We start from the raw sequence: 26,461 nt of genomic DNA, 5'->3' as shown, positions 1-26,461 counted from the left end.
GATGCCGTGAGCACGCCGGCCACCTCCGCCGCGGTGCGCCGGCCGGCGTACCGCCTTGTCCGGCGCCCTCCGGCGCCCCTGCCGCCGATCGAGGAAGACCCCTTCCAGAGGTACGTGGTCTCGCACACCGACGGGCCTCTCCTGGTGGTCGGCGGCCCCGGCACGGGCAAGACGACCACGCTGGTCGAGTCGGTGGCCGCCCGCGTCGCCGAGGGCGTGGACCCGGAAAGCATCCTGGTCCTCACCTTCGGCCGCCGCGGTTCGGCCGCCCTGCGCGACCGCATCGAGGCGCGCATCGCCGGCGACGAGGGCCGCATCGTGCACGAGCCCCTGGTGCGCACCTTCCACGCGTACGCCTTCGGCCTGCTCCGCCGGGCCGCCGCCGAACGCGGCGAGCCCTCGCCCCGCCTGCTCACCGGCCCCGAGCAGGACCTGATCATCCGCGAGCTCCTCGAGGTGGCCGGCGACCCCGAGGCCCCCGACGAGATCGGCTGGCCCGAGTCCCTGCGCCCGGCCCTGCCCACGAAGGCCTTCGCCCAGCAGCTCCGCGACCTCATGCAGCGCGCCGCCGAACGCGGCATCGGCCCGGCCGACCTGGCCCGCCTCGGCGAACGCCTGGGCCGCGCCGACTGGCCGGCCGCGGCCCGCTTCCTCCGCGAGTACGTGGCGGTCCTGGCCCTGCGCGACGTCACCACCCGCGGCTCCACGGCGTACGACCCGGCCGAGTTGATCCGCGCCGCCTCCGGCCTGCTGCTGGACACCCCCGGCCTCCTCGAGGCCGAACGCCGCCGCCTCTCCCACGTCTACGTCGACGAACTGGCCGACACCGACCCGGCCCAGATCGAGCTCCTGTCCCTGGTCGCCGGCGGCGGCAAGCCCCTGGTGGCCTTCGCCGACCCGGACGCCTCGATCTACGGCTTCCGAGGCGCCGACCCGGGCGTGGTCTCCACCTTCCCGTCCCACTTCCGCACAGCCTCCGGCGCCGTGGCGGAAACCTTGACCCTCCACACGAACTACCGGGCCCCGGCCCCACTGCTGGGCGCCACGAGCCGAGTCGCCCGCCGCATGCGCGGCCCCATCGGCCACCGCCCGATGCACCCACCGGAGCCCTCAGCCCCACCCGCCTCTGCGCCGGAGTCCTCAGCTCCGCCCGAGTCCTCCGCCCCACTCGTTCCTTCCCACGGCCTTTCACCTTCGACCGCGCTCGACACTTCACACGGCCCTTCGCCTTCGGCCGGCTCTTCGCCTTCGGCCGCGCTTGGCACTTCCCGCGACCCTTCGCCTTCGGCCGGTCCTTCGCCTTCGGCCGGTCCTTCGCCTTCGGCCGGTCCTTCGCCTTCGCCTGGTCCTTCGCCTTCGCCTGGTCCTTCGCCTTCGCCCGGTCCTTCGCCTTCGGCCGGGCAGTCAGCGTCGCTGGGTCCTTCGCGCGCGCCTCTACCTCCGCGCGAACCTTCCGGCGCGGCGATGCTTTCTCCGGAGCCGCAAGACGCCGCGTCAGGCGATCCCCGCTCGGCGCCCCCGGGCGAGCAATCAACTTCCGATTCGCCTCCACTATCCGGAAATATCGTGACTTCCGGCTCGGCGGGTGAGGGCGTCCTGCGGCATGGCGAGGGCGCCTCAAGTCAAGGCGCCTCAAGTCAAGGCGCCTCGGGTCCGGGCGCCTCGGGTCCGGGCGCCTCGGGTCCGGGCGCCTCGGGTCCGGGCGCCTCGGGTCCGGGCGCCTCGAGTCAGGGCGCCTCGGGTCCGGGTCATGGCCTCTTGGGTCGCGGTGAGGGCGTCTCGGGTCGCGGTGAGGGTGCTTCGCGTCGGGGCGAAGGTGGTGGGCTTGCGGCGGGGGCGGTTGTCCGGATTTTTCGGGCGGCCACGGCTGAAGCTGCCTATGTGGCGCATGCCCTTCGGGAGGCGCATCTGCTCCAAGGAGTGCCGTGGTCGCGGATGGCCGTGGTGCTGAGGTCGACCTCGTTGCAGCTTCCCTCGTTGCAGCGGGCGCTGACGGCGGCCGGTGTGCCGACCGTGACGCACGCCGAGGATCTGCCGCTTCATCTTCAGCCGGCCGTGGCGCCCTTCCTTCTGCTTCTGCGGTGTGCGCTCTCGCCGGAAGTGCTCAACGAAGAGGCGGCCGTCGCCCTGCTGCACTCGCCGCTCGGCGGGGCCGATCCGCTGGCGGAGCGGCGACTGCGGCAGGGGCTCCGGGCGCTGGCGCTGTCCGCCGGTGACCGGCGGCCGTCGGGGGAACTGCTGGTCGACGCGGTGCGCGATCCGGCCGGGCTGGACATGGTGGAGCGGCGCTGGGCGCACCCGGCGCAGCAGGTGGCGCGGCTGCTCGCGACGGCGCGGGAGGCGGCCGCGGCGCCCGGGGCCACGGCCGAGCAGGTGCTGTGGACGATCTGGAAGGCCAGCGGGCTGGCCGACCGGTGGTACGCGATGAGCACCCGCAACGGCCCCGCCCCGGAGAACGCGGACGCCGGCCGGGCCCGGCAGTGGCGGGCCGAGGCAGCCGATCGGGACCTCGACTCCATGGTGGTGCTCTTCGACGCCGCGGCCCGGTTCGTCGACCGGCTGCCCGGCGCTCGGACCGAGGTCTTCCTCGACCACGTTCTCGCCCAGGACCTGCCGGCCGACTCGATCGCCCCGAGCGCCGACCGGGGCGAGGCGGTACGGCTGCTGACCGCCCACGCCGCCAAGGGCCTGGAGTGGGACGTCGTCGTGCTGGCCGGCGTCCAGGAGGGAATCTGGCCCGACCTGCGCCTGCGCGGCAGCCTGCTCGGCTCCGAGCGCCTGGTCGACTTCATCGCCGGCCGGGCCGCCTCCGGCGCGGCCGCGGTCGTCGGTCAGACCTCGGCCATGCTCGACGAGGAACGCCGTCTGTTCTATGTGGCCGCCACCCGGGCCCGCCGCAAACTGATCGCCACCGCCGTCGCCTCGGCCGGCGTCGGCGGTTCCGAGGGCGAGGAACAGCCCAGCCGCTTCCTCAGCGAACTGGCCGAACCCGAGCCGGGCCCCGAATCCCCACCACCAGACCCCGGCGACCCGGGTCCCACCGAGCCCGACGCCGACCCGTCCGACCCGGGCCCGACCGAGCCCGATCCGGACGACTCCGACCCCGGCCCATCCGACCCGGACCCGTGGGAAACCGAGCAGGACCACGACCCGTCCCCGGCCGGTGGCACGTCCGCGCCTGACGGTGAACCGACGCCGCTGACCCCCCTCGGGCAGGCACGCGCGAATCCGAGCCGGGCATCCGAGGCTCGGCTCGAAGAGGCGATCCTGTTCGGGCCGCGGGCCGACATCGAGCCGGGTTATGAGACACCGGCCGGCCGGCCGAGCGAGGACCCGGCGGGCGACGTCCGCGCAGGCGAAGAGCAGGCGCCCAGAGAACAAGCGGGCGGAGAACACGCGGCCGGCGAGCACGTGGGCAGTGAGCACGTGGGCAGTGAGCACGTGGGCAGTGAGCACGTGGGCAGTGAGCACGCGGCCAGCGAGCACGCGGCCAGCGAGCACGTGGGCAGTGAGCACGCGGCCAGCGAGCACGCGGGCAGTGAGCACGCGGGCGACGAGCGGGCGGACGAGGAGCGGGCGCAGGGGGAGCCCGGCGAGCTGACCATGGGGCGCCCTCCTCGGGCGCTCACTCTGGCGGCGCTGGTGGCCGAGCTTCGTACGGTCGTGGTCGGCAGCAACCAGACGCCCAGCCGGCGGCGGGCCGCGGCGGCGGAACTGGCCAAACTGGCCCGGGCCGGTGTGCCCGGGGCCCACCCGGACGAGTGGTGGGGGCTGCGGCCCCTTTCCGACGACCGGCCCCTCGTCGACGAGGGGGAGCCCGTCAAGGTCACTCCCTCCTCGATGGAGAGCGCCCTCCGATGCAGCCTCCGCTGGCTCTTGGAAAGGCATGGCGGCGCCGCCCCGGCCGGGCCCGCTCAGGGGGTCGGCAACCTGGTCCACGCCGCCGCCATGCTGGCCGAGAACGCCAACGCCGATCGGGAGAAGCTGGTCGAGTACGTGAGCGCTCGCTTCGACGCGATCGAGCTGGCCGCCCGCTGGCTGGCCGGGCCCGAGCAGGAACGCGCCCAGGGCATGGTCGACAAGCTGTTGCGCTGGCTCGCCTCCAATCCTCGGCGGCTTCTCGCCATCGAGCACGAGTTCACCGTGCGGCTGGAGGACGAGCGGCGGCCGATCGAGCTGACCGGGCGGGTCGACCGGCTCGAGATCGACGACGACGGGCGCCTGGTGGTCATCGATCTCAAGACCGGTAAGACCACCGCCGTCTCCTCCGCCGATCTCGAGGAGCACGCCCAGCTCGCCGGCTATCAGACCGCCGTGCAGGCCGGCGCCTTCGGCGACTACGGCGACGAGTCCGGCGGCGCCGCCCTCGTGCAGCTCGGGCCCGGCAAGGACGCCCGCGAGCAGATGCAGCTGCCGCTGGCCGACGCCGCCGATCCCGAGTGGGCGCAGGCGATGGTCCGGCGGACCGCCGAGACGATGGCCGCCGCCACTTTCTCGGCCGTCGCCAACAGTCGTTGCCGGGTCTGCCCGGTCCGCACCAGTTGCCCCATCTCCGGTAAAGGCCGCCAAGTGGTGGAGCAGTGACCCAGCCGAGTCTTTTCGCCGACGAGCCGTCGGCGCCGCGCCGCCGCGCCGATGCCGGGCCCCGTTACACGCCGGAGGAGCTGGCGCGGCTTCTCCGGCTGCACCGGCCCACTCCGGAGCAGGCCGAGATCATCTCCGCGCCGGTCGAGCCGCTGCTCGTGGTGGCGGGGGCCGGGTCCGGCAAGACCGAGACGATGGCCTCGCGGGTGGTCTGGCTGGTCGCCAACGGCTACGCCCACCCGGACGAGATCCTCGGCCTGACCTTCACCCGCAAGGCGGCCGGCGAGCTCGCCCACCGGGTCCGCACGCGCCTCGGCCAGCTTGTTCGCCGCCTCGGCCGGGATGACGCGCTGGCCGGTGAGGCCACGATCTCGACCTATCACTCGTACGCGGCCCGGGTCGTGACCGAGCACGGCCTGCGCGCCGGTTTCGAACCGTCGGCCCGCCTGCTCACCGAGGCCGCCCGCTGGCAGATCGTCGACTCGCTGGTCCGGTCGTACACGGGCGAGATGACCGGCGTGAACCGGGCGCCCGGGACCGTCACCGACGACGTGCTGGCCCTGTCCGGCGAGTTGGCCGAGCATCTGGTCGCCCCGGACGATCTGGCCGCGTGGACCGGCCGGTTCTTCGCCGAGGTGCAGGAGCTGCCCGGCCGCGTCTACAAGGACGTGTCCGACATGCTGGGCCGGCAGCGCCTGCGTCTCACCCTGCTTCCGCTGGTTCGCCTCTACGAGCAGCGCAAGCTCGACCTGGAGGCGATGGACTTCGGCGATCAGATGGCCCGGGCCGCGACGGTGGCCCGCGATCATCCCGAGGTGGGTGAGATCGAGCGAGGCCGCTTCAAGATCGTCCTACTGGACGAGTATCAGGACACCAGCCACGCGCAGGTGACCATGTTGAACAATCTGTTCGGCGGCGGTCACCCGGTCACCGCGGTCGGCGACCCCTGCCAGTCGATCTATGGCTGGCGCGGCGCCTCGGCCGGCACGCTCGAGCGGTTCCCGTCCGAGTTCCCCCGCCGCGACGGCACTCGGGCCCGGATCCGGGCGCTGACCCGCAGCTGGCGCAACCGCCCCGAGATTCTTCAGGTCGCCAATGTGCTCTCCGAGCCGTTGCGGGCGTTCGGCGCCCGGGTCGAGGAGCTGCGGTCGGCGGCGAAGGTGTCCGATGTCGGTGGCCGTACGGTCTCGTGCGCGCTGCTGCCGACCTTCGCCGACGAGGCCGACTGGATCGCCGACTCGATGCTGCGGGCCTGGCAGATCGCCGCCGGGATGCCGGGCTCGCCGCCCGACGAGATCCCGATCGAGAAGCGGCCGACCAGCGCCGTCCTGGTCCGGGTGCGCAGCCAGATCGCGGCGATCGAGGAGGCGCTGCGCGATCGGGGGCTGCCGGTCGAGGTGGTCGGCCTGGGCGGGCTTCTGGACACCCCGGAGGTACGCGACGTCGTCTGCACGATGCGGGTGCTGGCCGATCCGACGGACGGGGCCTCGCTGCTGCGCCTGCTCACCGGCGCCCGCTGGCGGATCGGCCCGCGCGACCTGGTGGCGCTGCACCGGCGGGCCCGTCAGCTGGCCGCGGCCCGGGCCGCCGTCGTGGCCGGGGCCGAGCCGGACGACGTGGTCGGCGACCGTCTCGACGACGCCACCCTGGTCGAGGCGATGGCCGACCTGGGCGCGCCGCAGCTGTACTCGGCCGAGGGCTATGCGCGCCTGCACGCGTACAGCCGGGAATTGAGTGCCCTGCGGCAGCGCCTGGACCAGCCGTTGCCCGATCTGGTGGCGGACATCGAGCGGACCGCGGGCCTGGACGTCGAGGTCGCGGTGCGCGGCTGGGCGGCCGGCGACGCCGGCCTGGCCCGGGGCCATCTGGACGCGCTGGGCGACACCGCCGCCCGCTACGCCGCCGAGACCGACGGGGGCACGCTGGCCGGGTTCCTCGCCTTCCTGGCCGCGGCCGAGGAGGAGGAGCGGGGCCTCGAGCCGGGTCAGGTCGACGTGGTCGAGGGGGCGGTGCAGATCCTCACCGCGCACGCCGCCAAGGGCCTGGAGTGGGATGTCGTCTCGGTGGCCGGCCTGAGCCGCGGCGTGTGGCCGGGGCAGAGCCGCAACACCGACCACTATCTGATGGGTGTGGGCGTCCTGCCGTTCCCGCTGCGTGGCGACCGGGACGGCCTGCCGCGGCTCGACCTGTCCGAGGCGCTGGACCAGAAGGACGTGGTCGGCGCGGTCACCGCGTTCGGCCGGGCCTGGCGGGAGCACGACGAGCGGGAGGAACGCCGCCTGGCCTACGTCGCGGTGACCCGGCCCCGGCGCCTGCTGCTCTGCTCCGGCTACTGGTGGGGCGACGGCGTGAAGCGCCCGCGCGGCCCGTCGGTCTTCCTGGACGAGATCCGCGCGACCTGCGACGAGGGCGCCGGGGTGGTCGACGTCTGGACGCCGGAGCCCGCCCCGGGTGCCACGAACCCGGCCGACCAGCAGGACAAGCGGGTGGAGTGGCCGTCCGACCCGCTGGGCCGGCGGCGCCCGGCCATGGCCGCCGCGGCCGACCTGATCCGCCGGATGATCGCCCAGCCCGATCCGTCGGCCGCCGAGGCGTTCGTCGAGCTGGCCGAGCAGGAACCGGAGATCCTGGCCCGGGCCGGCCTGGCCGCCGATCTGGCCGGCATGCCGGCCGACGGGCAGGAGGACATCGACCGGTGGCGTACGGAGGCCGATCTGCTGCTGGCCGAGCGTGACGAGCGGGCCCGCCGGGACGGCCCGATCGAGGTGGCCCTGCCCGGGCACCTGTCCGTCTCGCAGCTGGTCGTGCTGCGCCGCGACCCGCAGGCGCTGGCCCGGTCGCTGCGCCGCCCGCTGCCGCCCCGGCCGATGCCGCACGCCCGGCGCGGCACGGCCTTCCACACCTGGCTGGAGCAGCGGTTCGGCGCCGAGCGGCTGATCGACATCGACGAGCTGCCGGGTGCGGCCGACGAGGACGCGGCCGCCGACGAGGAACTGGCCGCGCTGCAGGAGGCGTTCCTGGCCAGCGAGTGGGCCGACCGTACGCCGGTCGAGGTCGAGGTCCCGTTCGCGACCACGATCGCCGGGGTGGTCGTACGCGGCCGGATGGACGCGGTCTTCGCCGAGTCGGCCAACCGGTACGACGTCATCGACTGGAAGACCGGCCGCCGGCCCGAGGGCGCCGACGCCGAGGCGGCCGCGATTCAGCTCGCGGCGTACCGGATCGCCTGGGCCTCGCTGGCCGGGGTGCCGGTCAACCGGGTCCGGGCCGCCTTCCACTACGTCCGCGAGCAGGTCACGGTACGCCCGGTCGACCTGCTCAGCGCCGAGGAGCTGGCCGCCCTGGTCGAGCGGATACCTACTCCAACGGGTGATTGAGCCCGGCCGCCGCCAAAAGGTGCAACAGGGCTGCCGCGTACGCCCCCTCGGTCGTCTCCGCCGCGAAACTCCGCTGCTCGCCGAGCAGGTCGATCAGCACCTCGTACCCGTCGGGTCCCCGCCTGAGCTGCTGGAACGTTCCGCCGAGGAGTTCGCGCAGCTGATCCTCGCGGGGCAGCCACACCGTCTCGTCCATTTCGACGTCGTCGAGGGCCCACTCGGTGGTGCCGTTGAAGCCGATCACCGGCCCCTCCGGCATCGAATGCACCTCGATGGTCATGTTGCTGAGGACGAAGACCTCGTCGTCCAGGTCCCGATCGGGGATGGCGAACCGGTCGCCCAGCGCCGGTTTCCAGGTCAGCCCGGCCTCCTTGAGCTGTCCCGCGAGTTGTACTCCGATCACCGGCAGTCCCCCTTCTTCGTGTTAGGCTCTCCGCGTTGTCAGTTTGGTTCCCAAGTACTCAGGAGCGCCTGTGGGGAAGTCTGCCCCAGGCGCTCTTTGTCGTAACCCGGGTTTCTCCGGTACGGGCGATCAGTACGACAGCACGAGACTCACGAAGTGTGGGTCTTACTATTTCGTTCCCGTCCATACTGGTCGGGAACGATCGACCGTCGAGGAGACGAGCATGGTTACCGGCGTTGTGAAGTGGTTCAACGCGGACAAGGGCTTCGGGTTCATCACCCCGGACGACGGCGGCGCCGACGTCTTCGCCCACTTCTCCGCTATCCAGACTTCCGGCTACCGTTCGCTGGACGAGAACCAGCGTGTGGAGTTCGAGGTCACGCAGGGCCAGAAGGGCCCGCAGGCCGCGAACATCCGCCCGCTCTGATCTCCGTCCAGATCAGGTAGCAGGTAGCACGACAAGAACGGCGCCGCACCCCGGCCGGGGTGCGGCGCCGCTTCGTTTCCGGCGTGGTCAGACCGCCGCGGCCTCGGGCAGCGGCGCGGTGCCGCCCAGGTGGGCCGGGAGCCACCAGCGGTCCTCAGGACCGGAGGGCTTGTCCGGGTACGCCCGTTGGGCCGCGTCCAGAAGCGCGCTGAGCCGTTCCTTGAGCGTCGCGGTGAGCGCGTCGGGCGACACGCCCTTGGGCATCTCGATCGCCTCGCCGATCTTGATGATGATCGGCACGTGGCGCTTGCCCAGCTCCTTCTTGTGCCCCTTGGTCCAGAGCCGCTGCGGCCCCCAGACCACCATGGGGACCAAAGGCACTTTGGCCGTACGGGCCAGCCGCACCGCCCCGGACTTGAGCTCCTTGACGGTGAACGACTCGCTGATCGTCGCCTCCGGGAAGACGCCGACCACCTCGCCGTCCTTGAGGGCCTGAGTCGCCTCGCGGAACGACGCGGCGCCGGCGTCGCGGTCGACCGGGATGTGCCGCATGCCGCGCATCAACGGGCCGCTGATCTTGTGGTCGAAAACGCTCTTCTTGGCCATGAAACGGACGAGCCGCTTGGCCGGCTGGGCGCCGAGCCCGCAGAAGATGAAGTCCAGATAGCTCACGTGGTTGCTCGCTAGAACCGCCCCGCCCTCCGACGGGATGTTCTCGGCTCCGTCGATCTGAATCTTCATGTCGAGCGCGCGGAACCAAGCCTTCGCTGTCGCGACGACCGGGGGATACACGAGTTCCATGGCAAGACGGTAGCGGAACTCGCTGAATTTCTCCTGGGCCGGATGCAACGGAACGCCCCTATCGAGCGTCTAACCATTGTCTGGTCTTTTTTCGAGAGGGGAGGCGACGGCATGCGGGGTCCCTCGGCCCGCCGGGAGCTGGCATTCGTGTTCGCCTTCGCCTCGGTGGGTGTCGTGCTGGTTCTCGCCGTGGCCTTCACCCCGTGGTATCCGGCTCTGTCCGATCCGGCCGGCGTCGCTCCCGCCGTGTGGCACCAGATGATGGCCTTGGTCGGGGGCGTCTAGGGCCCGTTCACGATCGTGGTGTTCACTGGGATTCATGTCCGACCAGACGTGGCAACGACCGGGCGGTGGCTTCGGCTCCGGGCTCGTCACGGGTGTGCCGTCGCAGCCGCCGCCACCGTCGGATCCGCCGTCGGATCCGCCGCACGGAGACAAAGGCGGCGATGACAAAGACCGGCAGAAGCGGCAGATCCGGATTTTCGCCGCGATCGCCGGGGGCATTCTCGCTTTAGGTCTGACCATTTTGCTGGTCGTGGTGCTCTCGTCGGACACCAATCCGTTCCGCGACCGGGCCTCGGCGCCGACCGATGTCCGGCCGCCCCTCGCGCAGGCCTGCCCGGCGCCCAGCGAGTCGCCCAGTGCCGGCGCGACCCAGGCGCCCACCGCCCCGCCGCCGGAGTCGGGCAAGCGGACGGCAGACACCGAGGCCGGCATCTCCTACAAGGCTTACGGCGCCCCGTGGGTTTCGTGGGACACCGTTTGGCGGGCCGGGACGCTCGAGGTTCCGTACAAGGTCGGCCAGCACTTCGTCACCGAGCAGTACAGCGGCGGCAGCTACCACGCCTCGATCCTGTCGGCCGCGGTGCCGGCGGCCGACAACGACGCGGTGACGCTGAACCTGGAGTGCGTGGGCCGTCAGGTGGCGTCCGACGTGCGCGCCGAGTACTACCCGCAGCCGAACACGATGGACGCCATCCGGGACGAGCTGACCACGCTGGGCGGCCGTCCGGCCTGGGTGAGCGAGTTCCGCCTGCATTTCACGTCCCCGGGCCTGACCGCCACCGACGAGCTCTCGGCGGTGGCGGTCATCGACGTCGGAAAGACGACGGCCGCGGTCCTGTACGTCTCGATCCCGGGAACCCACAAACAGTTCGATTACGTGGTCGACGACGTACTCAAATCGGTGCGGCCTCTCTAGGAGGACAAGAGGCCCCAGCGCTTGCGCAGGGCGTTGTCGGCGGCGTTGAAGAGGACGTCGATCAGGATGCCGATGATCAGGACGACGATGATGTAGCAGATGACCAGGCTCGAGTCGCTGAGGTCGCGGGCCTGCTGCATCCGTACGCCGATGGACAGCGCCCCCGGCACGATGACCAGCAGCTCACCCGCCATCAGGCTGCGCCACGAGAACGCCCACCCCTGCTTGAGCCCGGAGATGAACGACGGCAGCGACGCCGGCAGGATCAGGTGCCGGTATTTCGCGAGGCCGCGCATCCCCAGCACCTGGCCCACCCGCAGCCACGTCCGCGGCACGTAGTCGATGCCGCTGATCAGGCCGTTCGCCACCGAGGGGGCCGCGCCCAGCACCACCACGAACAGGATGGCGCTCTCGCTGAGCTGGAAGAGCAGGATGGCCAGCGGGAACCACATGATCGAGGGCATCGTCTGCAGGCCGGTGATCAGCGAGCCGATCGCCGCCCGCAGCGGGGCGAACTGGGAGACCAGCGCCCCGATCACCGTGCCGATGACCACGGCCAGCAGGAAGCCGGTGAAGGCCCGGGTCATCGTCACCCGTACGCCGTCCCAGAAGTCGGCCGTCGTGATCACCGTGCCGAGGTCGGTGAAGACCGTCTCGGGCGACGGGAGCACGTAGATCGGCTTCCACTCGGCCCAGACCGTGATCTGCCAGACGAGCAGGACGATCGCGATGGCCAGGAGCTTGGGCCAGGTGCTCTTCCAGATCCGCTTGCCGGCGTTGCCCCTCTGGCGCTTCGGCGCGAGCTCCAGCGCGTCCAGGCCGCTGACGGCCCGGTCCAGGGTTTCAGTTGCCATGACGGGCCACCTCCGCGCGGAGCCGATCGGTGATCTCGGCGGCCTGGACCGAGACCTCGGGGGAGTCGATGCGCCGGGGGCGCTCGTGGGTGACCGCGTAGTCCTCGATCACCCGGCCCGGACGGCTGCTGAGCAGGATGACCCGGTCGCCGAGCCGAACCGCCTCGCGCACGTTGTGCGTGACGAACAGGACGGTCAGCTCCTGCTCCCGCCAGATCCGCTCGAGCTCGTCGTGCAGGATGTCGCGGGTCATCGCGTCGAGCGCCCCGAACGGCTCGTCCATGAGCAGGACGTCGGCGTTCTGGGCCAGGGCGCGCGCCAGCGCGACGCGCTGGCGCATGCCACCCGACAGTTCGTGCGGCCGCTTGTCGCCGAAGCCCCGCAGCCGGACGATCTCCAGCAGCTCGTCGGCCCGCTGCCGGCGCTCGGCCCGGCCCGCGCCCTGCAACCGCAACGGCAGCTCGACGTTGGCCCGCACCGAGAGCCACGGGAACAGGGCCGCCTCCTGGAACATCAGCGAGACCTTGCGGTCGCCGATGTCCAGCGTTCCGCCGCTGACCTGGTCGAGCCCGGCCACGAGGGAGAGCAGGGTGCTCTTGCCGCAGCCGGACGCGCCGAGCAGGCAGACGAACTCGCCTCGCTGGACGGTGAGCGAGACCCGGTCCAGGGCCAGTAGTGAGCCGTACTCCTTGGAGATGTTCTCCAGCTGAAGGACGCTCATGTCAGGCCGCGGAGTCGCTGATCTCGGGCTTACCGGCGGCCTTGAGCAGCTCGTTGAGCGGCCCGAGGTCATAGATGCCCTTGAGATCGACCGGCTTGAGCAGACCGACGTCCTCGGCGTGCTTCGCGCTGGTGTACAGCGACGAGGCGACCGGGTCGGCGGTGAAGGTCAGGTTCTTGAACGAGGACTCGAGCACGTTGTCCTTGAGCGGCTTGCCGCTGAGCGCCTTGATCTGCTCGTTGGCCGCCTTCTGGGCGCCGGCGTTGTCCTTCTCGATCTCGTCGAGGGCCTGCAGGTGGCCCTGGAGCAGCTTCTTCACGGTGGCCGGGTACTTCTTGAGGAAGTCCTGGGTGACGATCAGGTGGGTGGTGACGAACAGCCCGTTGGGCCACAGGTCCTTCTCGTTCACCAGCACCTTGCCCTTGGACTCGAGCACCAGGCGGCTCAGGTTGGGCTCGGGCACCCAGGCGCCGTCGATCGAGCCCTGCGCGAACGCCTGGAGCGCTGTCGCGTTGTCCTGCGGCAGCACGGAGACGTCCCCGCCGCCCTGCGTGTCGGCGTTGAGGCCGTTCTCCTTGAGCCAGGCGCGCAGCGCGACGTCCTGGGTGTTGCCCAGCTGCGGGGTGGCGATCTTCTTGCCCTTGAGGTCGGCCGGGCTGTTGATGCCCTCCTTGACCACGAGCCCGGCGCCGCCGGAGGTGCTGCCCGCAATGATCTTCAGGCCGCTGCCCTTGGACTGGGCCCAGCCGTTGATGGCCGGGTTCGGGCCGATGTACGTGGCGTCGATCGCACCGGAGAACAGCGCCTCGATGGCGGCCGGTCCGGCGTTGAAGGTCTTCGTCTCGAGCTTGGTGCTGCCGAGCGCGGTCTGGAAGTAGCCCTTGTTGACACCGATCAGGGCCGGGGCGTGGGTGATGTTGGGGAAGTAGCCGAGGCGGATGGCGCTCGCCTCCGAGGTGCTGCCGCCGGCGCTGTCGTCGTCGCCACAGGCGGACAGGAGCGAGGCGGACAGCACGGCGGTGGCGGCGAGGGCGAGCGCACGTATGGTGCGGGAGCTCATGGCTCTCTACTCCTAGATGTTGTTGAGTTGGGCCAGGGTCCGGTGGTCGACGACGCCCTCGATGGCCTCCTCGACGGCGACCCACACGTCGCGCAGCCCGATGGCCGCGCCGCGGTAGGCCGTGGTGCCGGTGGGCATGCCGCGCACGGTGGTCAGGGCGCCCCCGACCGCGCGGACGACGTCGCCGACCGTGATCTCGGTGGCCGCGCGGGCCAGGGCGTATCCGCCGTCGACGCCGCGGTGGCTGTGCAACAGGCCGGAGCGGCGCAGGTCGAGCAGGATGCCTTGCAGAAAGCTGAGCGGGATGTCCTGGGCGGCGGCCAGTGTCGCGGCCTTGACCAGGTGCGGGTGCTCCGCGGCGACGGCGAGCATCGCCCGGACGGCGTAGTCGGTTCGCGCCGAGACGTACACGGTTCCCCCTGACCGGCCGCGCCATTGTCTGTCTTACCTATCTAGCGGATAGGAATAATGGTCTAAGTAGAGATTGGACGCAACCCCCGGGTCAACCCCCGTCCGTATGACGGGATGCGATCACTCGGTGACCGGCCGCCGCCACAGTGGCCGCCGAAGGCGCTAATGTCATTTTGTGGCGCGCAGAATCAAGATCCCCGCGACGAAATATCCGGTCGAGCGATTCACCCTGGACAACGGTTTGCGGGTGGTGCTCACCCCCGATCGCAGCGCCCCGGTCGTCGGCGTGGCGGTCGTGTACGACGTCGGCATCCGTTCCGAGCCCGAGGGCCGCACCGGCTTCGCCCATCTCTTCGAGCACCTGATGTTCCAGGGCTCGGAAAACCTGGAGAAGCTGGCGCACTTCCGGCACGTGCAGGGCGCCGGCGGCACCTTCAACGGCTCGACCCACCTCGACTTCACCGACTACTACGAGGCGCTGCCGTCCGGCGCGCTCGAGCGGGCCCTGTTCCTCGAGGCCGACCGCATGCGCGGGCCCCGGCTCACCGAGGAGAACCTGCTCAACCAGATCGACGTGGTCAAGGAGGAGATCCGGGTCAACGTGCTGAACCGGCCGTACGGCGGGTTCCCGTGGCTGCGCCTGCCCCCGGTGATGTTCTCCACGTTCGCCAACTCCCACGACGGCTACGGCTCCTTCGGCGACCTCGACAGCGCCACCGTCGAGGACGCGCAGAACTTCTTCGACCGCTACTACGCCTGCGGGAACGCGACGCTCGCGGTGGCCGGTGACTTCGACGTGGCCACGGCCACCGAGATGATCAAGCGGCACTTCGGCGACGTGCCGGCCCGGCCCGCGCCCGAGCGGCCCGACTTCGACGAGCCCGACCTCGACAGCGAGCGCCGCGACACGTACACCGACCGCCTGGCCCCGCTGCCCGGCGTGGCCAGCGCCTGGCGGGTGCCCGACCCGATCGGCGCCTTCCCGGACTACCTGCCCTATGTGGTCCTGGCCGAGGTGCTCACCGACGGCGACGCGTCCCGCCTGGTCGAGCGCCTGGTGCAGCGCGACCGCACGGTGACCAGCATCGGTGGCTACATCGGCTTCATGGGCGACGAGTTCCAGGTGCGCAACCCCACCGCGCTGCTCCTGCAGGCGCACATGCCGCCCGGCGGCGACGCGGAAAAGGTGCTGCGCACGGTCGACGAGGAGCTCGACCGGCTGGCCGTCGACGGACTGCGGCCCGGCGAGCTCGAGCGCACCCAGGCCCGTATCGCCACCCACCTGCTGCGCGACACCGACCCGGTGCTCGGCCGGGCGCTGCCGATGGCCGTGCTCGAGTTGCAGCGCGGCCGCCCCGAAATGCTCAACGAGCTGCCCAAGCTGGTCGGCGAGGTGACCGAGGCGCAGATCGTCGCCGCCGCGGCCACCCTGCGCCCCGAACGTCGCGCCACTGTCGAGGTCATTCCGGGAGCTACCGCATGAGCACCAAAGTCCTGCCCGACCTGATCCCGGACGCCAAGCTCAAGCTTCCCCGCGAGGCCGAGCGCACCATCGCCGGCGGACTCACCGTGATCGCCATCCGGCGGCCCGCGGTTCCGCTGGTCGAGCTGCGGCTGCGGGTGCCGTTCGGCAAGTCGCCGCTGCCCCGGGCCACCCTGCTGTCGCAGGCGCTGTTCACCGGCACCGGCACGATGACCAGCGTCGACATCGCGGCCGAGCTGCAGGCGGTCGGTGGTGGCCTCTCCGCCGGCCTCGACCCCGACAAGCTGCTGATCAGCGGCAACTCGCTGGCCGCGGGGCTCGACCGGATGCTCGAGATCCTGGCCGCGGTGCTGACCGACCCCGGCTACCCCAAGGACGAGGTCGCCACCGAGCGCGACCGCCTGATCGACCACATCCAGGTCGCGCAGAGCCAGCCGGCCCACCTGGCCCGCACGGCCCTGCTCAAGCGGATCTACGGCAAGCACCCGTACGCCATCCAGACCCCCGAGCCGGAGCAGGTCCGCGCCGTCCGCCCGGCCCAGCTGCGCGCGCTGCACGCCGAGCGGGTCCGCCCCGAGGGCGCGGTGCTGGTGCTGGTCGGCGACATCAACCCGGAAAAGGCGATCGACGCCGCCGAGAAGGCGCTCGGCAGCTGGACCGGCCCGGCCAAGGACGGCACGATCCCGCCCACCCCGCCGCTGGAGCCGGGCCCGCTGCTGCTCGTCGACCGGCCGGGCGCGGTGCAGTCGTCGCTGCGGATGGCGCTGCCGGCGCTGGAGCGCACCGACCCCGACTACGCCGCCCTGCAACTGGCCAACCTGGTCTTCGGCGGCTACTTCTCGTCGCGCTGGGTCGAGAACATCCGTGAGGACAAGGGCTACACGTACGGCCCGCACACCGGCATCGAGCACTTCGCGGCCGGTTCGGCGCTGATGGTGTCGGCCGAGGTGGCCACCGAGGTGACCGGCCCGTCGCTGCTCGAGACCGTGTACGAGCTGGGCCGCATCGCCAGCCTCCCGCCCGGCGAGGACGAGCTGGAGCAGGCCCGGCGCTACGCCCTGGGCACGCTGCGGCTGAGCATGTCCACCCAGGCCGGGCTGGCCGGCCTGGCCGGCATGTACGCCGGCATCGGCCTGCGCCTGGACCACCTGCGCGAGTACACGGCCGCGCTCGCCTCGGCCACCCGTGAGCAGGTGGCCGACGTGGCGTCGCGGTTCCTCGCGCCGTCCCGGGCGGTCACCGTCGTGCTCGGCGACGCCGACAAGGTCGAGGGCCCGCTCTCCGCGCTCACGACCGTGGAACGCGGCGCCGAGTGAGCGCTCCCGAACAACCCGACCTGCACGAGCAGCCCGGTTCGCCGCCACTGGCCCGCACCACCCTGGACCGGGCGGCCCACCATCGTACTGACGAAGCTTGGTTGTCCGAGGCCTGGAAGCGGGGCCTGGTCCTCGTCATCGACCTGTCCAAGGGCGGTCGTGCCCTGGTCCGGCAGGACGCCCTGGTCCTGGTCGGCTCGGCCGAGGCGCCGGAGGGTGAGCACTGGTTCCTCGGCGAGGACCGCGACGGCACCCCGCTCTGGACCGTCGACGCGGCGCTGCCCGAGGTCTCCGGCGCCCGCCCGGCGACCCTGCGCGACGTCGGCCACCTGCTCAGCGACCGTGACGCCGGTATCTTCACGACGGCCGCCGCGCTCGGCAACTGGCATCGGAGCCACAAGTTCTCGCCGCGTACCGGTCAGCCGACCAAGGTGATCGAGGCCGGCTGGGCCCGGGTCGACGAGGACGGCAACACGATGTGGCCGCGCACCGACCCGGCCATGATCGTGCTGGTGCACGACGGCCGGCCCGGGCCCGAGGGCCGCTGCCTGCTCGGCCACAACGCCACCTGGGGCGCGGCGCCGGACGGTGGGCTGCGCTTCTCCTGCCTGGCCGGCTACGTCGAGCCGGGCGAGTCGGCCGAGGCCAGCGTCGTGCGCGAGGTCGGCGAGGAGGTCGGCCTGCGGCTGAAGACCTTGCGGTACGCGGGCAGCCAGTCCTGGCCGTTCCCGGGCTCGCTGATGCTCGGCTACCACGCGACGGCCGACCCCGATCAGCCGCTCACGCTCGACCCGGCGGAGATCGACCAGGCGCACTGGTTCTCCCGCGACGACATCGCGAAGATGATCGCGGGCGACTACCACCACCCGGAAACGGGTGTCCGGATGGGCCTCCCGATGCCTTCTTCGATTGCTTTCTATCTCATTGAGAGCTGGCTGGCTGTTTGAACTTTCTCTAATCAAAAAAGTTTTCGGCTTCCTTGGTAACCCTGGCCCGCCACCGACTCGTCTTCGCTATACAAAGACCGAGAGGTGGAAATTCGATGACGCAGGTGGAAGCGCCCGCATGGGCTCCGATGACGACCGGCGAGCGCGCTCAGTTCGACCGGGACGGCTTTCTCGTCGTACGTGGGGTGTTGTCCTCCAGCGAGATCGACGTCGCCCGCACCGCTGTTCTCGGCGCCTTTCAGCGGGCGGGCGAGCCGGGCGGTCACGGCCTCGGGCCGACCGGCGCCCTGCACCAGCTCTCCGCGGTGACCTCGCTGCCCGAGCTGGCCTTCCTGCTCGACCACCCGGTGGCGTTCCGCTATGTCTGGTCGCTGCTCGGCTGGAACGTGCACGTCTATCACTCGCACATCGACGTGCATCCGCAGATTCAGCGGAAGCAGAAGGACTGGTGGCACTGGCATCAGGACGGGGGCCGGCAGAACCGGGAGATCGAAACCGATCCGCGCCCGATGATGTCGGTGAAGCTCGCGTACTGGCTTTCCGATGTGAGTGAGCCCGGCCGCGGCAATTTCACCGTTCTGCCGGGCAGTCACAAGACCAACTGGCTGCCCGGGCCGCCGACCCGCGGCGTGCCGTGGCCCCAGCCCGAGGGCGCCCTCCAGATCACGGCCGGCCCCGGCGATCTGGTCGTCTTCGACCGCCGCCTGTGGCACGCCCGGTCCGACAACTACTCGCCGGTCACCCGGGTCGGCGCGTTCTTCGGGTACACGTACCGCTGGATCGCCGGCCGCGACGAGACCGCCGACCTGCCGCACCGCCCCGAGTGGGCCGGCTTCACCGACGTGCAGCGCCAGCTGCTCGGGCATGCCGGAGACGGCAGCGGCGACCACGCCTGGGGTCACTTTCCGCAGACCACGCCGCTGTACGGCGTACTGAAGGGGCAGGGTCTGCTGGACTCCAGCATTCCGGCACTGATCCCGTAGGCCCGGCATTAACATCCGTATGTGGTACAAAACGGGACATTAGTCAAGACGGCGACGGCGGCGGGCCGGCTCGTCCTCGAGGCACTCGGTGAGGAGCACCCGGCGCGGTCGCTGTCCCGTCTGAGCGATTCACCGGGCGCGGTCCGGCTGCTGCGCGAGCTGTTCACCGTGGCGGTGCGCCGCAGCTTCGTCGGGCGTGACCCGCGGGACGTCACCGGATATGTGCGCGACCTGCTCGAATACCAATCCCTGCCGACCGGCGGCGCGCTGGCGCGCGAGGCCGAGGCGGTGATCAGGTCGGCCGTCGGCGAGCCCGACCTGGCGTACCGGATTCCGGACCTGCGCCGCTTCGAGCTGATCTGTTACGTCGTGGGCGATCTCGTACGCCCGCCCGGCATCCCGCCGGCCCACCTCATCGACCTGGTCGAGCAGGCCGAGCACCGGGTGGAGCGGTCGTCGTGAGCGCCGTCTTCCCGCCCGAGCCGCGGCTCGGCCACCTGCTGCAGGCGGTGGCCCGCAACGACGTGCCGGCCCGGCTGAGCGCGCCGGCGGGCGACACGGAGCGGCGCGTGTGGGAGATCGCTTTCGGTCTCATGGTGCGCCGCCGCTTCCTGACCGACAGCCCGCTGGCCGAGATCGGCCGCAGCGTGGCCACGGCGGTGAACTTCCACGCCGCGGCGGCGCTGCCCGCGCTCGACGCGGAGATGCTGGTGCGCGAGGCGCTGGGCGAGAAGGTGCCGGTCGAGGACATCGACGGGACCGTCCGCTCCGGCGTACATCTGCTGTTGTCGGCTTCTCTCGCCGACGAGCTGGCGATGACCGACGGCGAGCTCGACGACCTGATCAAGCAGGCCGAGAAGCTCGCCGTCCCGATTCCCATGCCGGCGGTGGCCGAGGAACAGCCCCCGGCGGAGGTCAGCTAGCGGCCAGCGCGGCCAGGTGCTCCTTGACCTGGACGATGGACGGGTTGGTCAGCGCCGACCCGTCGTCGAACTTCAAGGTCGGCACCGTCTGGTTGCCGCCGTTGACGCTCATCACGAAGTCGGCCGCGGCCGGCTCACGCTCGATGTCCACGACGTCGTAGGCGATGCCCTCACGGTCGAGCTGCGACTTGAGGCGGTGGCAGTAGCCACACCAGGACGTCGAGTACATGGTCAGCATCGGTCAGGATCCCTTCGGATGGGTCACATGGCACAGCGCCTTCAGCCACAACGCCCGACCCGGGTGTCATGATTCCCTGTTGTGCTGACTGATGCGGTGCTGGCCGGGCTCGACCCCGAACAGCGGACGGCGGTGACCGCCCCGGCGGGCCCGGTCTGCATCCTGGCCGGCGCGGGCACCGGCAAGACCCGGGCGATCACCCACCGCATCGCCTACCGGACCCTGGCCGGCGAGGTGAACCCGCGGCACATCCTGGCCGTGACCTTCACCGCCCGCGCCGCCGCCGAGATGCGGTCGCGGCTCACCGAGCTCGGCGCCCGTGGCGTGCAGGCGCGCACCTTCCACGCGGCGGCGCTGCGCCAGGTGCGCTACTTCGCCCCGCGGCTGCTCGAGGGCCGGGCCATGCCCGAGCTGCTGGAGAGCAAGGCCCGGGTGGTCGGGCTGGCCGCGGCCCGGGTCGGCGTGCGGGCCGACCGCACCGGCGCCCGCGACCTGGCCGGCGAGATCGAATGGGCCAAGTCGTCGCTGGTCGAGCCGGGGGAGTACCCGGTGGCGGCGACCAAGGCGCTGCGCGAGCCGCCGTTCGAGACGGCCAAGGTGGCCGAGGTCTTCGCCGCCTACGAGGAGCTCAAGCGGCGGCAGGGCGTGATCGACTTCGAGGACATGCTGCGGGCCGCGGTCTGGGGCATCGAGGACCACCCGGACGTGGCCGAGCAGATCCGCGCGCAGTACCGGCACTTCGTCGTCGACGAGTACCAGGACGTCAACCCGCTCCAGCAGCGGCTGCTGGAGGCGTGGCTGGGCGGCCGGGACGACCTGACCGTGGTCGGCGACGCCAGCCAGACGATCTACTCGTTCACCGGCGCCACCGCGTCGTACCTGATCGACTTCCCGCGGCAGCGGCGCGACGCGGTGGTGGTCCGGCTGGTCCGCGACTACCGCTCCACCCCGCAGGTCGTCGGCCTGGCCAACGCCGTGATCCGGCAGGCCCGGGGCAACGAGGCCCGGCTGCGGCTGGAACTCGTCGGCCAGCGCCCGCCCGGCGCCGAGCCCGAGCTGAAGATCTTCCCGGACGAGACGGGCGAGGCGGCCGCGGTGGCCAAGAAGTGCCGCGAGCTGATCGGCGCGGGCACGCCGGCGAGCGAGATCGCGGTGCTCTTCCGGACGAACGCGCAATCCGAGGCGTACGAAAAGGCATTGGCCGAGGCCGAGGTGCCGTACGTGGTCCGCGGGGCCGAGCGGTTCTTCGAGCGCACCGAGATCCGCCAGGCCATGATCGCGCTGCGCGCGGCCGTCCGCTCGATCCCCGGCGAGACCCCGCTCGTGCAGGCCGTCGTGGAGGGGCTGGCCGCGACCGGATGGCAGCGCGAGAAGCCGCCGCCCGGTGGCGCCGCCCGTGAGCAGTGGGAGGCGCTGGCCGCCCTGGTCACCCTGGCCGAGGAGTACGCGAAGAGCCCCACTTTGGAGCCGATCGGCCAGGCCGGCGCCGTGCAGCGCGACCTGACGCTGTCCGGCTTCAACGACGAGCTGGCCCGCCGGGCCGAGCAGCAGCACGCGCCGACCGTCGCCGGCGTCACCCTGGCCTCCCTGCACTCGGCCAAGGGCCTCGAATGGGACGCGGTCTTCCTGGTCGGCCTGGCCGACGGAACCCTTCCCACCACGTACGCCAAGACGCCCGAGCAGCTGGAGGAGGAGCGCCGCCTGCTCTATGTGGGGGTCACCCGGGCGAGGCAGTACCTGTGGCTCTCGTACGGGCAGATGCGCTCGTCGGGCGGACGGGCCCGCCGCCCCTGCCGGTTCCTGCCGCAGCTCGAGCGCCACTCCACGACCGAACGGGCCGGCGCCGACCGGAGTCGGAAACCCGACCGAAGGCGCCCGCAGGTCTCGTCCTGCCGCATCTGCGGGGCCACGCTGCTGGCCGGCGCCGACCGCAAGCTGGGCCGCTGCCCGACCTGCCCGTCCGATCTCGACGAGGATCTCTACGAGCGCCTGAAGACTTGGCGCGCGACTATGGCCGAAGAACTCAGCGTTCCTGCTTACGTGGTGTTCACCGACGCCACGTTGGTGGCGATCGCCGAGCGCCGCCCGGGCAATCCGGCCGAGCTTCTGGCCATCGCCGGAATCGGGCCGCGGAAGCTCGGTCAGTACGGGCCTGCGGTGTTCGCTCTGGTCGGTGGCGCGGACCCGGTTTCGGCCGCCTCGGAAAAACTTTGAGAATCAACCCGTTAATTCGTTTGCCCTCCCGTGTGGGGCAGGCATAGCCTCAGAACACAGCTCACCGAGCGGCAACGTTCGGCGAGGTCAGAAGACGAGTGCAAGCAATTGGAGGAGGTGGCAGACATGGAGATCTTCGAGATGACGATGACGCGACCGTCGATGCCGCTGACCCTTGCCTGCGCTCCGTCCGCTTTCCAGTCGGCTGCCCCCGTGGCAGTGCTGGCCGCTGAGCGGGCTCCGGTGTCGCTGGTGCACCAGGTCTCCGCCCGGGCCGAGCTGGGCGGCGCTGCGCGCATCGAAGGCACCACTGGGTTCAAGGGCAGCAATGTCTCCATCAAGCGCTACACGGATGGTGGCAGCGGTGTCCCGCCTCGAGGAAGGCCGGTCTGACAGACTCAGACCTCCGGCTCACCTCGAGGCCGCGGAACCCGTAACCGGGATCCGCGGCCTTAATTTTTTGCCGGCTCACCGGCCGGACGCACGACCTGAACGGCGATCCAGAAGATCGAAGAGAAGAGAGAGGTGACCGGGCTTTATGAGTCTGGCGCTGGCCCCACTCGACGTGAGCGTCGAGATCGAGGCAAACCTGCCCTGTCGGAAGTTCGACCCGGACCTGTGGTTCTCGGACTCCCCGGCTCAGCTGGAACTGGCCAAGTCGCTCTGCGGGGACTGCCCGCTGCGCGTCGAGTGCCTGGCCGGCGCGGTCGAGCGGAACGAGCCCTGGGGTGTCTGGGGTGGCGAGATCTTCGAGCGCGGTGCCGTGGTTCCGCGCAAGCGGCCGCGTGGCCGTCCCCGTAAGGCTGACGTGGCGCGCGACGCCGAGCTGGCCCACGAGGTCGAGGAGCGGCTCGCCGCGAACGGACTCGACTCCCGCAACTCCGTCCGCCTGGCGGCATGACGTGAACACCCTCCCCAACCCCCTCACCCGAAAGCCGAGCATCGAGATGAACCCGAACGGAACGAAGATGAGACTCCTCCAAGAAGCGTTGTCCCGTGCCCGAATGCGTCGGCCTCAGAGTGACTACACACCTGAGGCACACCGTCCCGCCCGTCGAGTAGCCATGGAGGCCCAGCACCGGGCCTCGCGCGAACTCGGTGGTGGACGCTTCTAGACACCGATGAGATGAGAACGGCCCGTCCGCTTCGTGCGGACGGGCCGTTCGTTTCTCTGCTCAGGCTCCCGCTGAGAGGAACACCGTGATCGCGGCGGCCAGGTAGGCCGGGTCGTCGACGTGGGTGAGCTCGCGGGCCGAGTGCATCGACAGCAGCGGGATGCCGACGTCCAGCGTGGGGATGCCGAGCCGGGCCGCCGTCATCGGGCCGATCGTCGAGCCGCACGGGACGGCGTTGTTCGAGACGAACTCCTGCCACGGCACGCCCGCCTTGGCGCAGGTGCGGGCCCACAGCGCGGCGCCGGTCGCGTCGGTCGTGTACCGCTGCACCGCGTTGATCTTCAGCAGGGGGCCGCCACCGGCGACGGGCCGGTTCACCGGGTCGTGCTTCTCCGGGCGGTTCGGGTGTACGGCGTGACCGGCGTCCGAGGAGAGGCACCACGAGCCGGCGATGGCGCGGGCCAGATCGGAGCGGTCGCCACCGAGCGCGGACGACACCCGCTCGAGCACGTCGGCCAGGAACGGGCCGGCGGCGCCGGAGCGGCTCTCGGAGCCGACCTCCTCGTGGTCGAACGCGGCCAGGATCGCGATGGCGCCGGCCGGCTCGGCGGCCAGCAGCGCGGTCACCCCGGCGTGCACCGAGGAGAGGTTGTCGAGGCGGGCCGAGGCGAACAGCTTGCCGTCCTGACCGAATCGGGCCGGCGCGGCGCTGTCGACGGTGATGATGTCGTAGCCGGCGACGGCCTCGCTGTCGACGCCGGCCAGCCCGGCCAGGTGACCGACCACGTCGGCCTCGCTCGCCGCGCCGACCCCGAAGACCGGCTGGACCTCGCGCTGCCGGTCGGGGGCGAAGCCGCTGTTCAGCTCGCGGTCGAGGTGGATGGCCAGGTGCGGGATGCGGGCGAAGGGCCCGGTCCGCACCAGGTGGCTGGTGCCGTCGCGGTGCACGACGCGGCCGGCCAGCTCCAGTTCACGGTCGAACCAGGAGGCGACGATCGGCCCCCCGTACACCTCGACCCCGGCCTGCAACCAGCCGTGAGCGGCCGTCGAGGGTTTCGGCTTGAGCTTGAAGCCGGGCGAGTCGGTGTGCGCGCCGAGAATCCGGAACGGGGTGCCGGCGTTCGCGTCCTCGGGAATGGCCAGCGCGATGACCGAGCCGTCCCGCACGATGAGCAGCCGCGCGCCCGGCCGGACCTCGCCGCGCCAGTCGGCGGTCTCGTCGAGCGTGCGGTACCCGGCCTCGCCCAGACGGCGTGCCACCTCGGCCGCCGCGTGGTACGAGCTGGGTGAGGCGGAGACGAAGGCGGCCAGATCGTCGATGTGGGTCATGGCCTTCAGGCTACGGGCGCCTCGTGCGCGAATCCCGGCAGCCACTTCTGCAGGATCGCGCGGTACGGCGCGCGGGCCTCGAGCTGGCACAGCACACCGATCGAGCCGAGCGTCACCCGGTGGATCAGCAGGTACGACGGTGGCAGGTTCAGCTTGCGGCTGAGCTGGTACGCCGGTGAGCGCGGGTTGCTGAGCCGGGTGGCCTCGCCGCGCAGCCAGGCCCTGGTGAACCGGAACTCGTCGACCGCGACGGGCTCGATCATCGGCCGCAGGAAGTTGAGCACGGCCCGGGCGTCGATCTCGTCGTCGGGCTTGATGAAGCCCTCCTCGCGCAGGCCGTCGGCCACGCCGTCGGCGTCGTCGTCGAGGGCGAGCCGCACCAGCCGGCCGATCGCCTCCGGATGCCCACCGGGGAGCCGGGCCACCGCGCCGAAGTCGATGACGCCGAGCCGCCCGTCGGCCAGCATCCGAAAGTTGCCCGGGTGCGGGTCGGCGTGCAGCAGCCCGGCGCGGGCCGGCGCCGAGAAGTGCAGCAGGGCCATGAGCCGCCCGGCCTCGTCCCGCTCGGCCTCGGTGCCGTCCGCGATCACCTTGGCCAGCGGCGTGCCCTCGACCCACTCGGTCACCAGCACCCGCGGCGCCGAAGCGATCACCTTGGGCACGAAGATCTCCGGGTCCCCGGCGTACGCGGTGGCGAAGGCGCGCTGCGTCTCGGCCTCCATCGCGTAGTCGAGCTCCTCGGTGATCCGATCCTTGAGCTCGGCCAGCAGCGGCTTGATGTCCATTCCGGGCTGAATGATCTTGAACATGCCGGCCAGCCGGGACAGCTGCTTCAGATCGGCCAGCAGGGCCTCGCCGGCCCCCGGATATTGCACCTTGACGGCCACGTTCACGGTCTTGGGCTTGGCGTTCTTGCGCGCCGGGGGCAGTTTCCACACCGCCCGGTGCACCTGCCCGATGCTGGCCGCGGCGGCCGGGCTGTCGTCGAACTCGGCGAACAGCTCACGCCAGTCGGGCCCGAGCTGCTCGGCGAGCGCCTTGTGCAGCGCGGCCACCGGCATCGGTGGGGCCGCTTCCTGCAGCTTGGTCAGTGCCTGCCGGTAAGGCCCGGCCATCTCCTCGGGCATGGCCGCCTCGAAGACCGACAGCGCCTGCCCGAACTTCATGGCGCCACCCTTGAGCTGCCCCAGCACGCTGAAGAGCTGCTCGGCGGTGCGCTGCTGAATGTCGGCCGAGATGACGTCGGTGGCGATTCCGACGGCCCGCTTGCCCAGCCCCAGAGCCGTCCGCCCGGCGAACCCGAGAGGAAGCGAGGCCAGCTTGGCCGTACGGGCCGCCGCCCGCCGCGGTATGTCGCTCACCAGATCATTGTGACCGACGCCGCGCCATTACTCGGCCCGCCTGGGGTGGCTTCGCCGTACTTGCCCGCAAAAGTCCGTTACAAGTTTCCTGCCCCTCCACAAACCCCACCCGTTCTGACCTCAATCTCCACAGCCTTCTACTCAATATCCACAGCCTTCTACTCGTCCTCCACGGCTTCCTACTCGGCCTCCACAGCCTTCTACTCGGCCTCCACAGCCTTCTACTCGGCCTCCACAGCCTTCTACTCGGCTCCACGGCCTTCTACTCGGCCGCACATGAGGCGGCGGACCTCGGCGACGTGGTCCGGGGCGGCACCTCGCCGGTGGCCCGTCTTCGGTGCTTCCGCCACGGCCCCTTTCGCCCGTCGCTTCCACCGCCTGCTGTGCGCGTGCGGGGAAGGCGGTACGCCCCTCTCTGGCGCGGTCCTCCGCCACTTCGCGTAGGGAGCGCTGGCCCCAGATCGGCGGCACCAGCGGATACGGATCTCGGCTGCGTGGTCCTTGACGCCTTATGCGTCTTTAAGCCCTTTCGACATATATTGCGCCCGGGGCCGCTCTAGCCCCGGCTCGCTCCGCGTTCTGCCCGGGTCGTTCCGGCGGCTGCGCGCAGTGCGGAGGCGCGCTGGCGATGTGTGGCAGTGAACTGCCTCAGCTGGAGTAGCACGGAGGCGCGCCGGCGATGTGTGGCAGTGGACTGCCTCAGCTGGAGCAGC

General features: G+C 71.3%; 23 protein-coding genes. 14 read left to right on the top strand and 9 right to left on the bottom strand.

The window, feature by feature from the left end; translation table 11 throughout:
• Positions 1 to 6: 6 nt before the first annotated feature.
• Positions 7 to 4,584, top strand: coding sequence for a PD-(D/E)XK nuclease family protein (locus AB0C26_RS07795; RefSeq protein ID WP_360243133.1), 4,578 nt, complete (start codon positions 7 to 9; stop codon positions 4,582 to 4,584).
• The gene (locus AB0C26_RS07790) at positions 4,581 to 7,961 is read left to right on the top strand and encodes a UvrD-helicase domain-containing protein (RefSeq protein WP_360243130.1); all 3,381 of its coding nucleotides are present in this window, start codon (positions 4,581 to 4,583) and stop codon (positions 7,959 to 7,961) included. Before AB0C26_RS07795 ends, AB0C26_RS07790 begins: the two co-directional genes overlap by 4 nt.
• On the opposite strand, the gene AB0C26_RS07785 is transcribed toward AB0C26_RS07790, so the two are convergent.
• Positions 7,942 to 8,364 (bottom strand): pilus assembly protein CpaE, encoded by a 423-nt coding sequence (locus tag AB0C26_RS07785; protein ID WP_360243127.1) that lies wholly within the window; start codon positions 8,362 to 8,364, stop codon positions 7,942 to 7,944. The genes AB0C26_RS07790 and AB0C26_RS07785 overlap by 20 nt on opposite strands.
• Before the next feature lie 223 nt (positions 8,365 to 8,587).
• On the opposite strand from AB0C26_RS07785, the gene AB0C26_RS07780 reads away from it, so the two are divergent.
• Positions 8,588 to 8,791 carry a cold-shock protein gene (locus tag AB0C26_RS07780; protein WP_015625344.1) on the top strand — a complete coding sequence of 68 codons (204 nt, stop codon included), beginning with the start codon at positions 8,588 to 8,590 and terminating at the stop codon, positions 8,789 to 8,791.
• 87 nt (positions 8,792 to 8,878) lie between these two features.
• On the opposite strand, the gene AB0C26_RS07775 is transcribed toward AB0C26_RS07780, so the two are convergent.
• Positions 8,879 to 9,592 (bottom strand): lysophospholipid acyltransferase family protein, encoded by a 714-nt coding sequence (locus AB0C26_RS07775; RefSeq protein ID WP_360243124.1) that lies wholly within the window; start codon positions 9,590 to 9,592, stop codon positions 8,879 to 8,881.
• Positions 9,593 to 9,703: 111 nt separating this feature from the next.
• Between AB0C26_RS07775 and AB0C26_RS07770 the strand changes: the two genes are divergently transcribed.
• Positions 9,704 to 9,877: a hypothetical protein gene (locus AB0C26_RS07770; RefSeq protein WP_360243121.1), complete on the top strand. Its 174-nt coding sequence runs from the start codon at positions 9,704 to 9,706 to the stop codon at positions 9,875 to 9,877.
• A gap of 34 nt (positions 9,878 to 9,911) precedes the next feature.
• Positions 9,912 to 10,793, top strand: a complete 882-nt coding sequence (locus tag AB0C26_RS07765) for a hypothetical protein (protein ID WP_360243118.1) — start codon at positions 9,912 to 9,914, stop codon at positions 10,791 to 10,793.
• Here the strand turns inward: AB0C26_RS07765 and AB0C26_RS07760 are convergent.
• The 4 genes from AB0C26_RS07760 to AB0C26_RS07745 are packed head-to-tail and all read right to left on the bottom strand — an operon-like array spanning position 10,790 to position 13,839.
• Positions 10,790 to 11,647: an ABC transporter permease gene (locus AB0C26_RS07760; protein WP_360243115.1), complete on the bottom strand. Its 858-nt coding sequence runs from the start codon at positions 11,645 to 11,647 to the stop codon at positions 10,790 to 10,792. The genes AB0C26_RS07765 and AB0C26_RS07760 overlap by 4 nt on opposite strands.
• A complete protein-coding gene (locus tag AB0C26_RS07755) occupies positions 11,637 to 12,368 on the bottom strand; it encodes an ABC transporter ATP-binding protein (RefSeq protein ID WP_360243112.1) in 732 nt (243 codons plus the stop codon). The genes AB0C26_RS07760 and AB0C26_RS07755 overlap by 11 nt, the downstream gene beginning before the upstream one ends.
• Before the next feature lies 1 nt (position 12,369).
• Complete coding sequence (locus tag AB0C26_RS07750; protein ID WP_360243109.1) at positions 12,370 to 13,428, bottom strand: ABC transporter substrate-binding protein; 1,059 nt, start codon at positions 13,426 to 13,428, stop codon at positions 12,370 to 12,372.
• Between the two features lie 12 nt (positions 13,429 to 13,440).
• Positions 13,441 to 13,839 (bottom strand): Rrf2 family transcriptional regulator, encoded by a 399-nt coding sequence (locus tag AB0C26_RS07745; RefSeq protein WP_360243106.1) that lies wholly within the window; start codon positions 13,837 to 13,839, stop codon positions 13,441 to 13,443.
• A gap of 175 nt (positions 13,840 to 14,014) precedes the next feature.
• On the opposite strand from AB0C26_RS07745, the gene AB0C26_RS07740 reads away from it, so the two are divergent.
• The 6 genes from AB0C26_RS07740 (at position 14,015) to AB0C26_RS07715 (ending at position 19,491) form a co-directional block, all read left to right on the top strand.
• On the top strand, positions 14,015 to 15,322 hold the full coding sequence (locus AB0C26_RS07740) for a pitrilysin family protein (protein WP_360243103.1): 1,308 nt from the start codon (positions 14,015 to 14,017) through the stop codon (positions 15,320 to 15,322).
• Positions 15,319 to 16,638, top strand: coding sequence for a pitrilysin family protein (locus tag AB0C26_RS07735; RefSeq protein ID WP_360243100.1), 1,320 nt, complete (start codon positions 15,319 to 15,321; stop codon positions 16,636 to 16,638). Before AB0C26_RS07740 ends, AB0C26_RS07735 begins: the two co-directional genes overlap by 4 nt.
• Complete coding sequence (gene nudC, locus AB0C26_RS07730; RefSeq protein WP_360243097.1) at positions 16,635 to 17,585, top strand: NAD(+) diphosphatase; 951 nt, start codon at positions 16,635 to 16,637, stop codon at positions 17,583 to 17,585. The genes AB0C26_RS07735 and nudC overlap by 4 nt, the downstream gene beginning before the upstream one ends.
• A 95-nt stretch (positions 17,586 to 17,680) precedes the next feature.
• Positions 17,681 to 18,568 (top strand): phytanoyl-CoA dioxygenase family protein, encoded by an 888-nt coding sequence (locus AB0C26_RS07725; RefSeq protein ID WP_360243094.1) that lies wholly within the window; start codon positions 17,681 to 17,683, stop codon positions 18,566 to 18,568.
• Between the two features lie 21 nt (positions 18,569 to 18,589).
• Positions 18,590 to 19,030, top strand: a complete 441-nt coding sequence (locus AB0C26_RS07720) for a hypothetical protein (RefSeq protein WP_360243091.1) — start codon at positions 18,590 to 18,592, stop codon at positions 19,028 to 19,030.
• Complete coding sequence (locus tag AB0C26_RS07715) at positions 19,027 to 19,491, top strand: hypothetical protein (protein WP_360243087.1); 465 nt, start codon at positions 19,027 to 19,029, stop codon at positions 19,489 to 19,491. The genes AB0C26_RS07720 and AB0C26_RS07715 overlap by 4 nt, the downstream gene beginning before the upstream one ends.
• Here the strand turns inward: AB0C26_RS07715 and AB0C26_RS07710 are convergent.
• Positions 19,484 to 19,729 (bottom strand): mycoredoxin, encoded by a 246-nt coding sequence (locus tag AB0C26_RS07710; protein ID WP_097318005.1) that lies wholly within the window; start codon positions 19,727 to 19,729, stop codon positions 19,484 to 19,486. The genes AB0C26_RS07715 and AB0C26_RS07710 overlap by 8 nt on opposite strands.
• 81 nt (positions 19,730 to 19,810) lie before the next feature.
• Between AB0C26_RS07710 and AB0C26_RS07705 the strand changes: the two genes are divergently transcribed.
• The 3 genes from AB0C26_RS07705 to AB0C26_RS07695 all read left to right on the top strand — a co-directional run bounded on the left by AB0C26_RS07705 (position 19,811) and on the right by AB0C26_RS07695 (position 22,844).
• Positions 19,811 to 21,943, top strand: coding sequence for an ATP-dependent DNA helicase UvrD2 (locus AB0C26_RS07705; RefSeq protein WP_360243083.1), 2,133 nt, complete (start codon positions 19,811 to 19,813; stop codon positions 21,941 to 21,943).
• Positions 21,944 to 22,069: 126 nt separating this feature from the next.
• Complete coding sequence (locus AB0C26_RS07700) at positions 22,070 to 22,336, top strand: hypothetical protein (RefSeq protein ID WP_360243080.1); 267 nt, start codon at positions 22,070 to 22,072, stop codon at positions 22,334 to 22,336.
• Positions 22,337 to 22,481: 145 nt separating this feature from the next.
• Entirely contained in the window at positions 22,482 to 22,844 is a 363-nt protein-coding gene (locus tag AB0C26_RS07695) for a WhiB family transcriptional regulator (protein WP_203768959.1), read from the top strand.
• Between the two features lie 274 nt (positions 22,845 to 23,118).
• On the opposite strand, the gene AB0C26_RS07690 is transcribed toward AB0C26_RS07695, so the two are convergent.
• Both AB0C26_RS07690 and AB0C26_RS07685 read right to left on the bottom strand, forming a co-directional pair.
• Positions 23,119 to 24,387: a M18 family aminopeptidase gene (locus AB0C26_RS07690; RefSeq protein WP_360243076.1), complete on the bottom strand. Its 1,269-nt coding sequence runs from the start codon at positions 24,385 to 24,387 to the stop codon at positions 23,119 to 23,121.
• A gap of 5 nt (positions 24,388 to 24,392) precedes the next feature.
• Positions 24,393 to 25,748 (bottom strand): AarF/ABC1/UbiB kinase family protein, encoded by a 1,356-nt coding sequence (locus AB0C26_RS07685; protein ID WP_360243073.1) that lies wholly within the window; start codon positions 25,746 to 25,748, stop codon positions 24,393 to 24,395.
• Positions 25,749 to 26,461: the final 713 nt, after the last annotated feature.

Origin of the sequence: Actinoplanes sp. NPDC048796, assembly GCF_040650035.1 — a bacterium.
GTDB lineage: Bacteria > Actinomycetota > Actinomycetes > Mycobacteriales > Micromonosporaceae > Actinoplanes.
Note: the sequence above shows the minus strand (reverse complement) of the source record. Positions and strands in the feature narration are given on the sequence as shown.

Excerpts from the sequence above, each read along its gene's own strand:
- AB0C26_RS07735 (WP_360243100.1), top strand. The coding sequence starts at position 15,319 with ATGAGCACCAAAGTCCTGCCCGACCTGATCCCGGACGCCAAGCTCAAG.
- AB0C26_RS07765 (WP_360243118.1), top strand. The coding sequence starts at position 9,912 with ATGTCCGACCAGACGTGGCAACGACCGGGCGGTGGCTTCGGCTCCGGG.
- AB0C26_RS07780 (WP_015625344.1), top strand. The coding sequence starts at position 8,588 with ATGGTTACCGGCGTTGTGAAGTGGTTCAACGCGGACAAGGGCTTCGGG.
- AB0C26_RS07710 (WP_097318005.1), bottom strand. The coding sequence starts at position 19,729 with ATGCTGACCATGTACTCGACGTCCTGGTGTGGCTACTGCCACCGCCTC.
- AB0C26_RS07690 (WP_360243076.1), bottom strand. The coding sequence starts at position 24,387 with ATGACCCACATCGACGATCTGGCCGCCTTCGTCTCCGCCTCACCCAGC.
- AB0C26_RS07775 (WP_360243124.1), bottom strand. The coding sequence starts at position 9,592 with ATGGAACTCGTGTATCCCCCGGTCGTCGCGACAGCGAAGGCTTGGTTC.
- AB0C26_RS07750 (WP_360243109.1), bottom strand. The coding sequence starts at position 13,428 with ATGAGCTCCCGCACCATACGTGCGCTCGCCCTCGCCGCCACCGCCGTG.
- AB0C26_RS07725 (WP_360243094.1), top strand. The coding sequence starts at position 17,681 with ATGACGCAGGTGGAAGCGCCCGCATGGGCTCCGATGACGACCGGCGAG.
- AB0C26_RS07760 (WP_360243115.1), bottom strand. The coding sequence starts at position 11,647 with ATGGCAACTGAAACCCTGGACCGGGCCGTCAGCGGCCTGGACGCGCTG.
- AB0C26_RS07770 (WP_360243121.1), top strand. The coding sequence starts at position 9,704 with ATGCGGGGTCCCTCGGCCCGCCGGGAGCTGGCATTCGTGTTCGCCTTC.
- AB0C26_RS07755 (WP_360243112.1), bottom strand. The coding sequence starts at position 12,368 with ATGAGCGTCCTTCAGCTGGAGAACATCTCCAAGGAGTACGGCTCACTA.
- AB0C26_RS07700 (WP_360243080.1), top strand. The coding sequence starts at position 22,070 with ATGGAGATCTTCGAGATGACGATGACGCGACCGTCGATGCCGCTGACC.
- AB0C26_RS07695 (WP_203768959.1), top strand. The coding sequence starts at position 22,482 with ATGAGTCTGGCGCTGGCCCCACTCGACGTGAGCGTCGAGATCGAGGCA.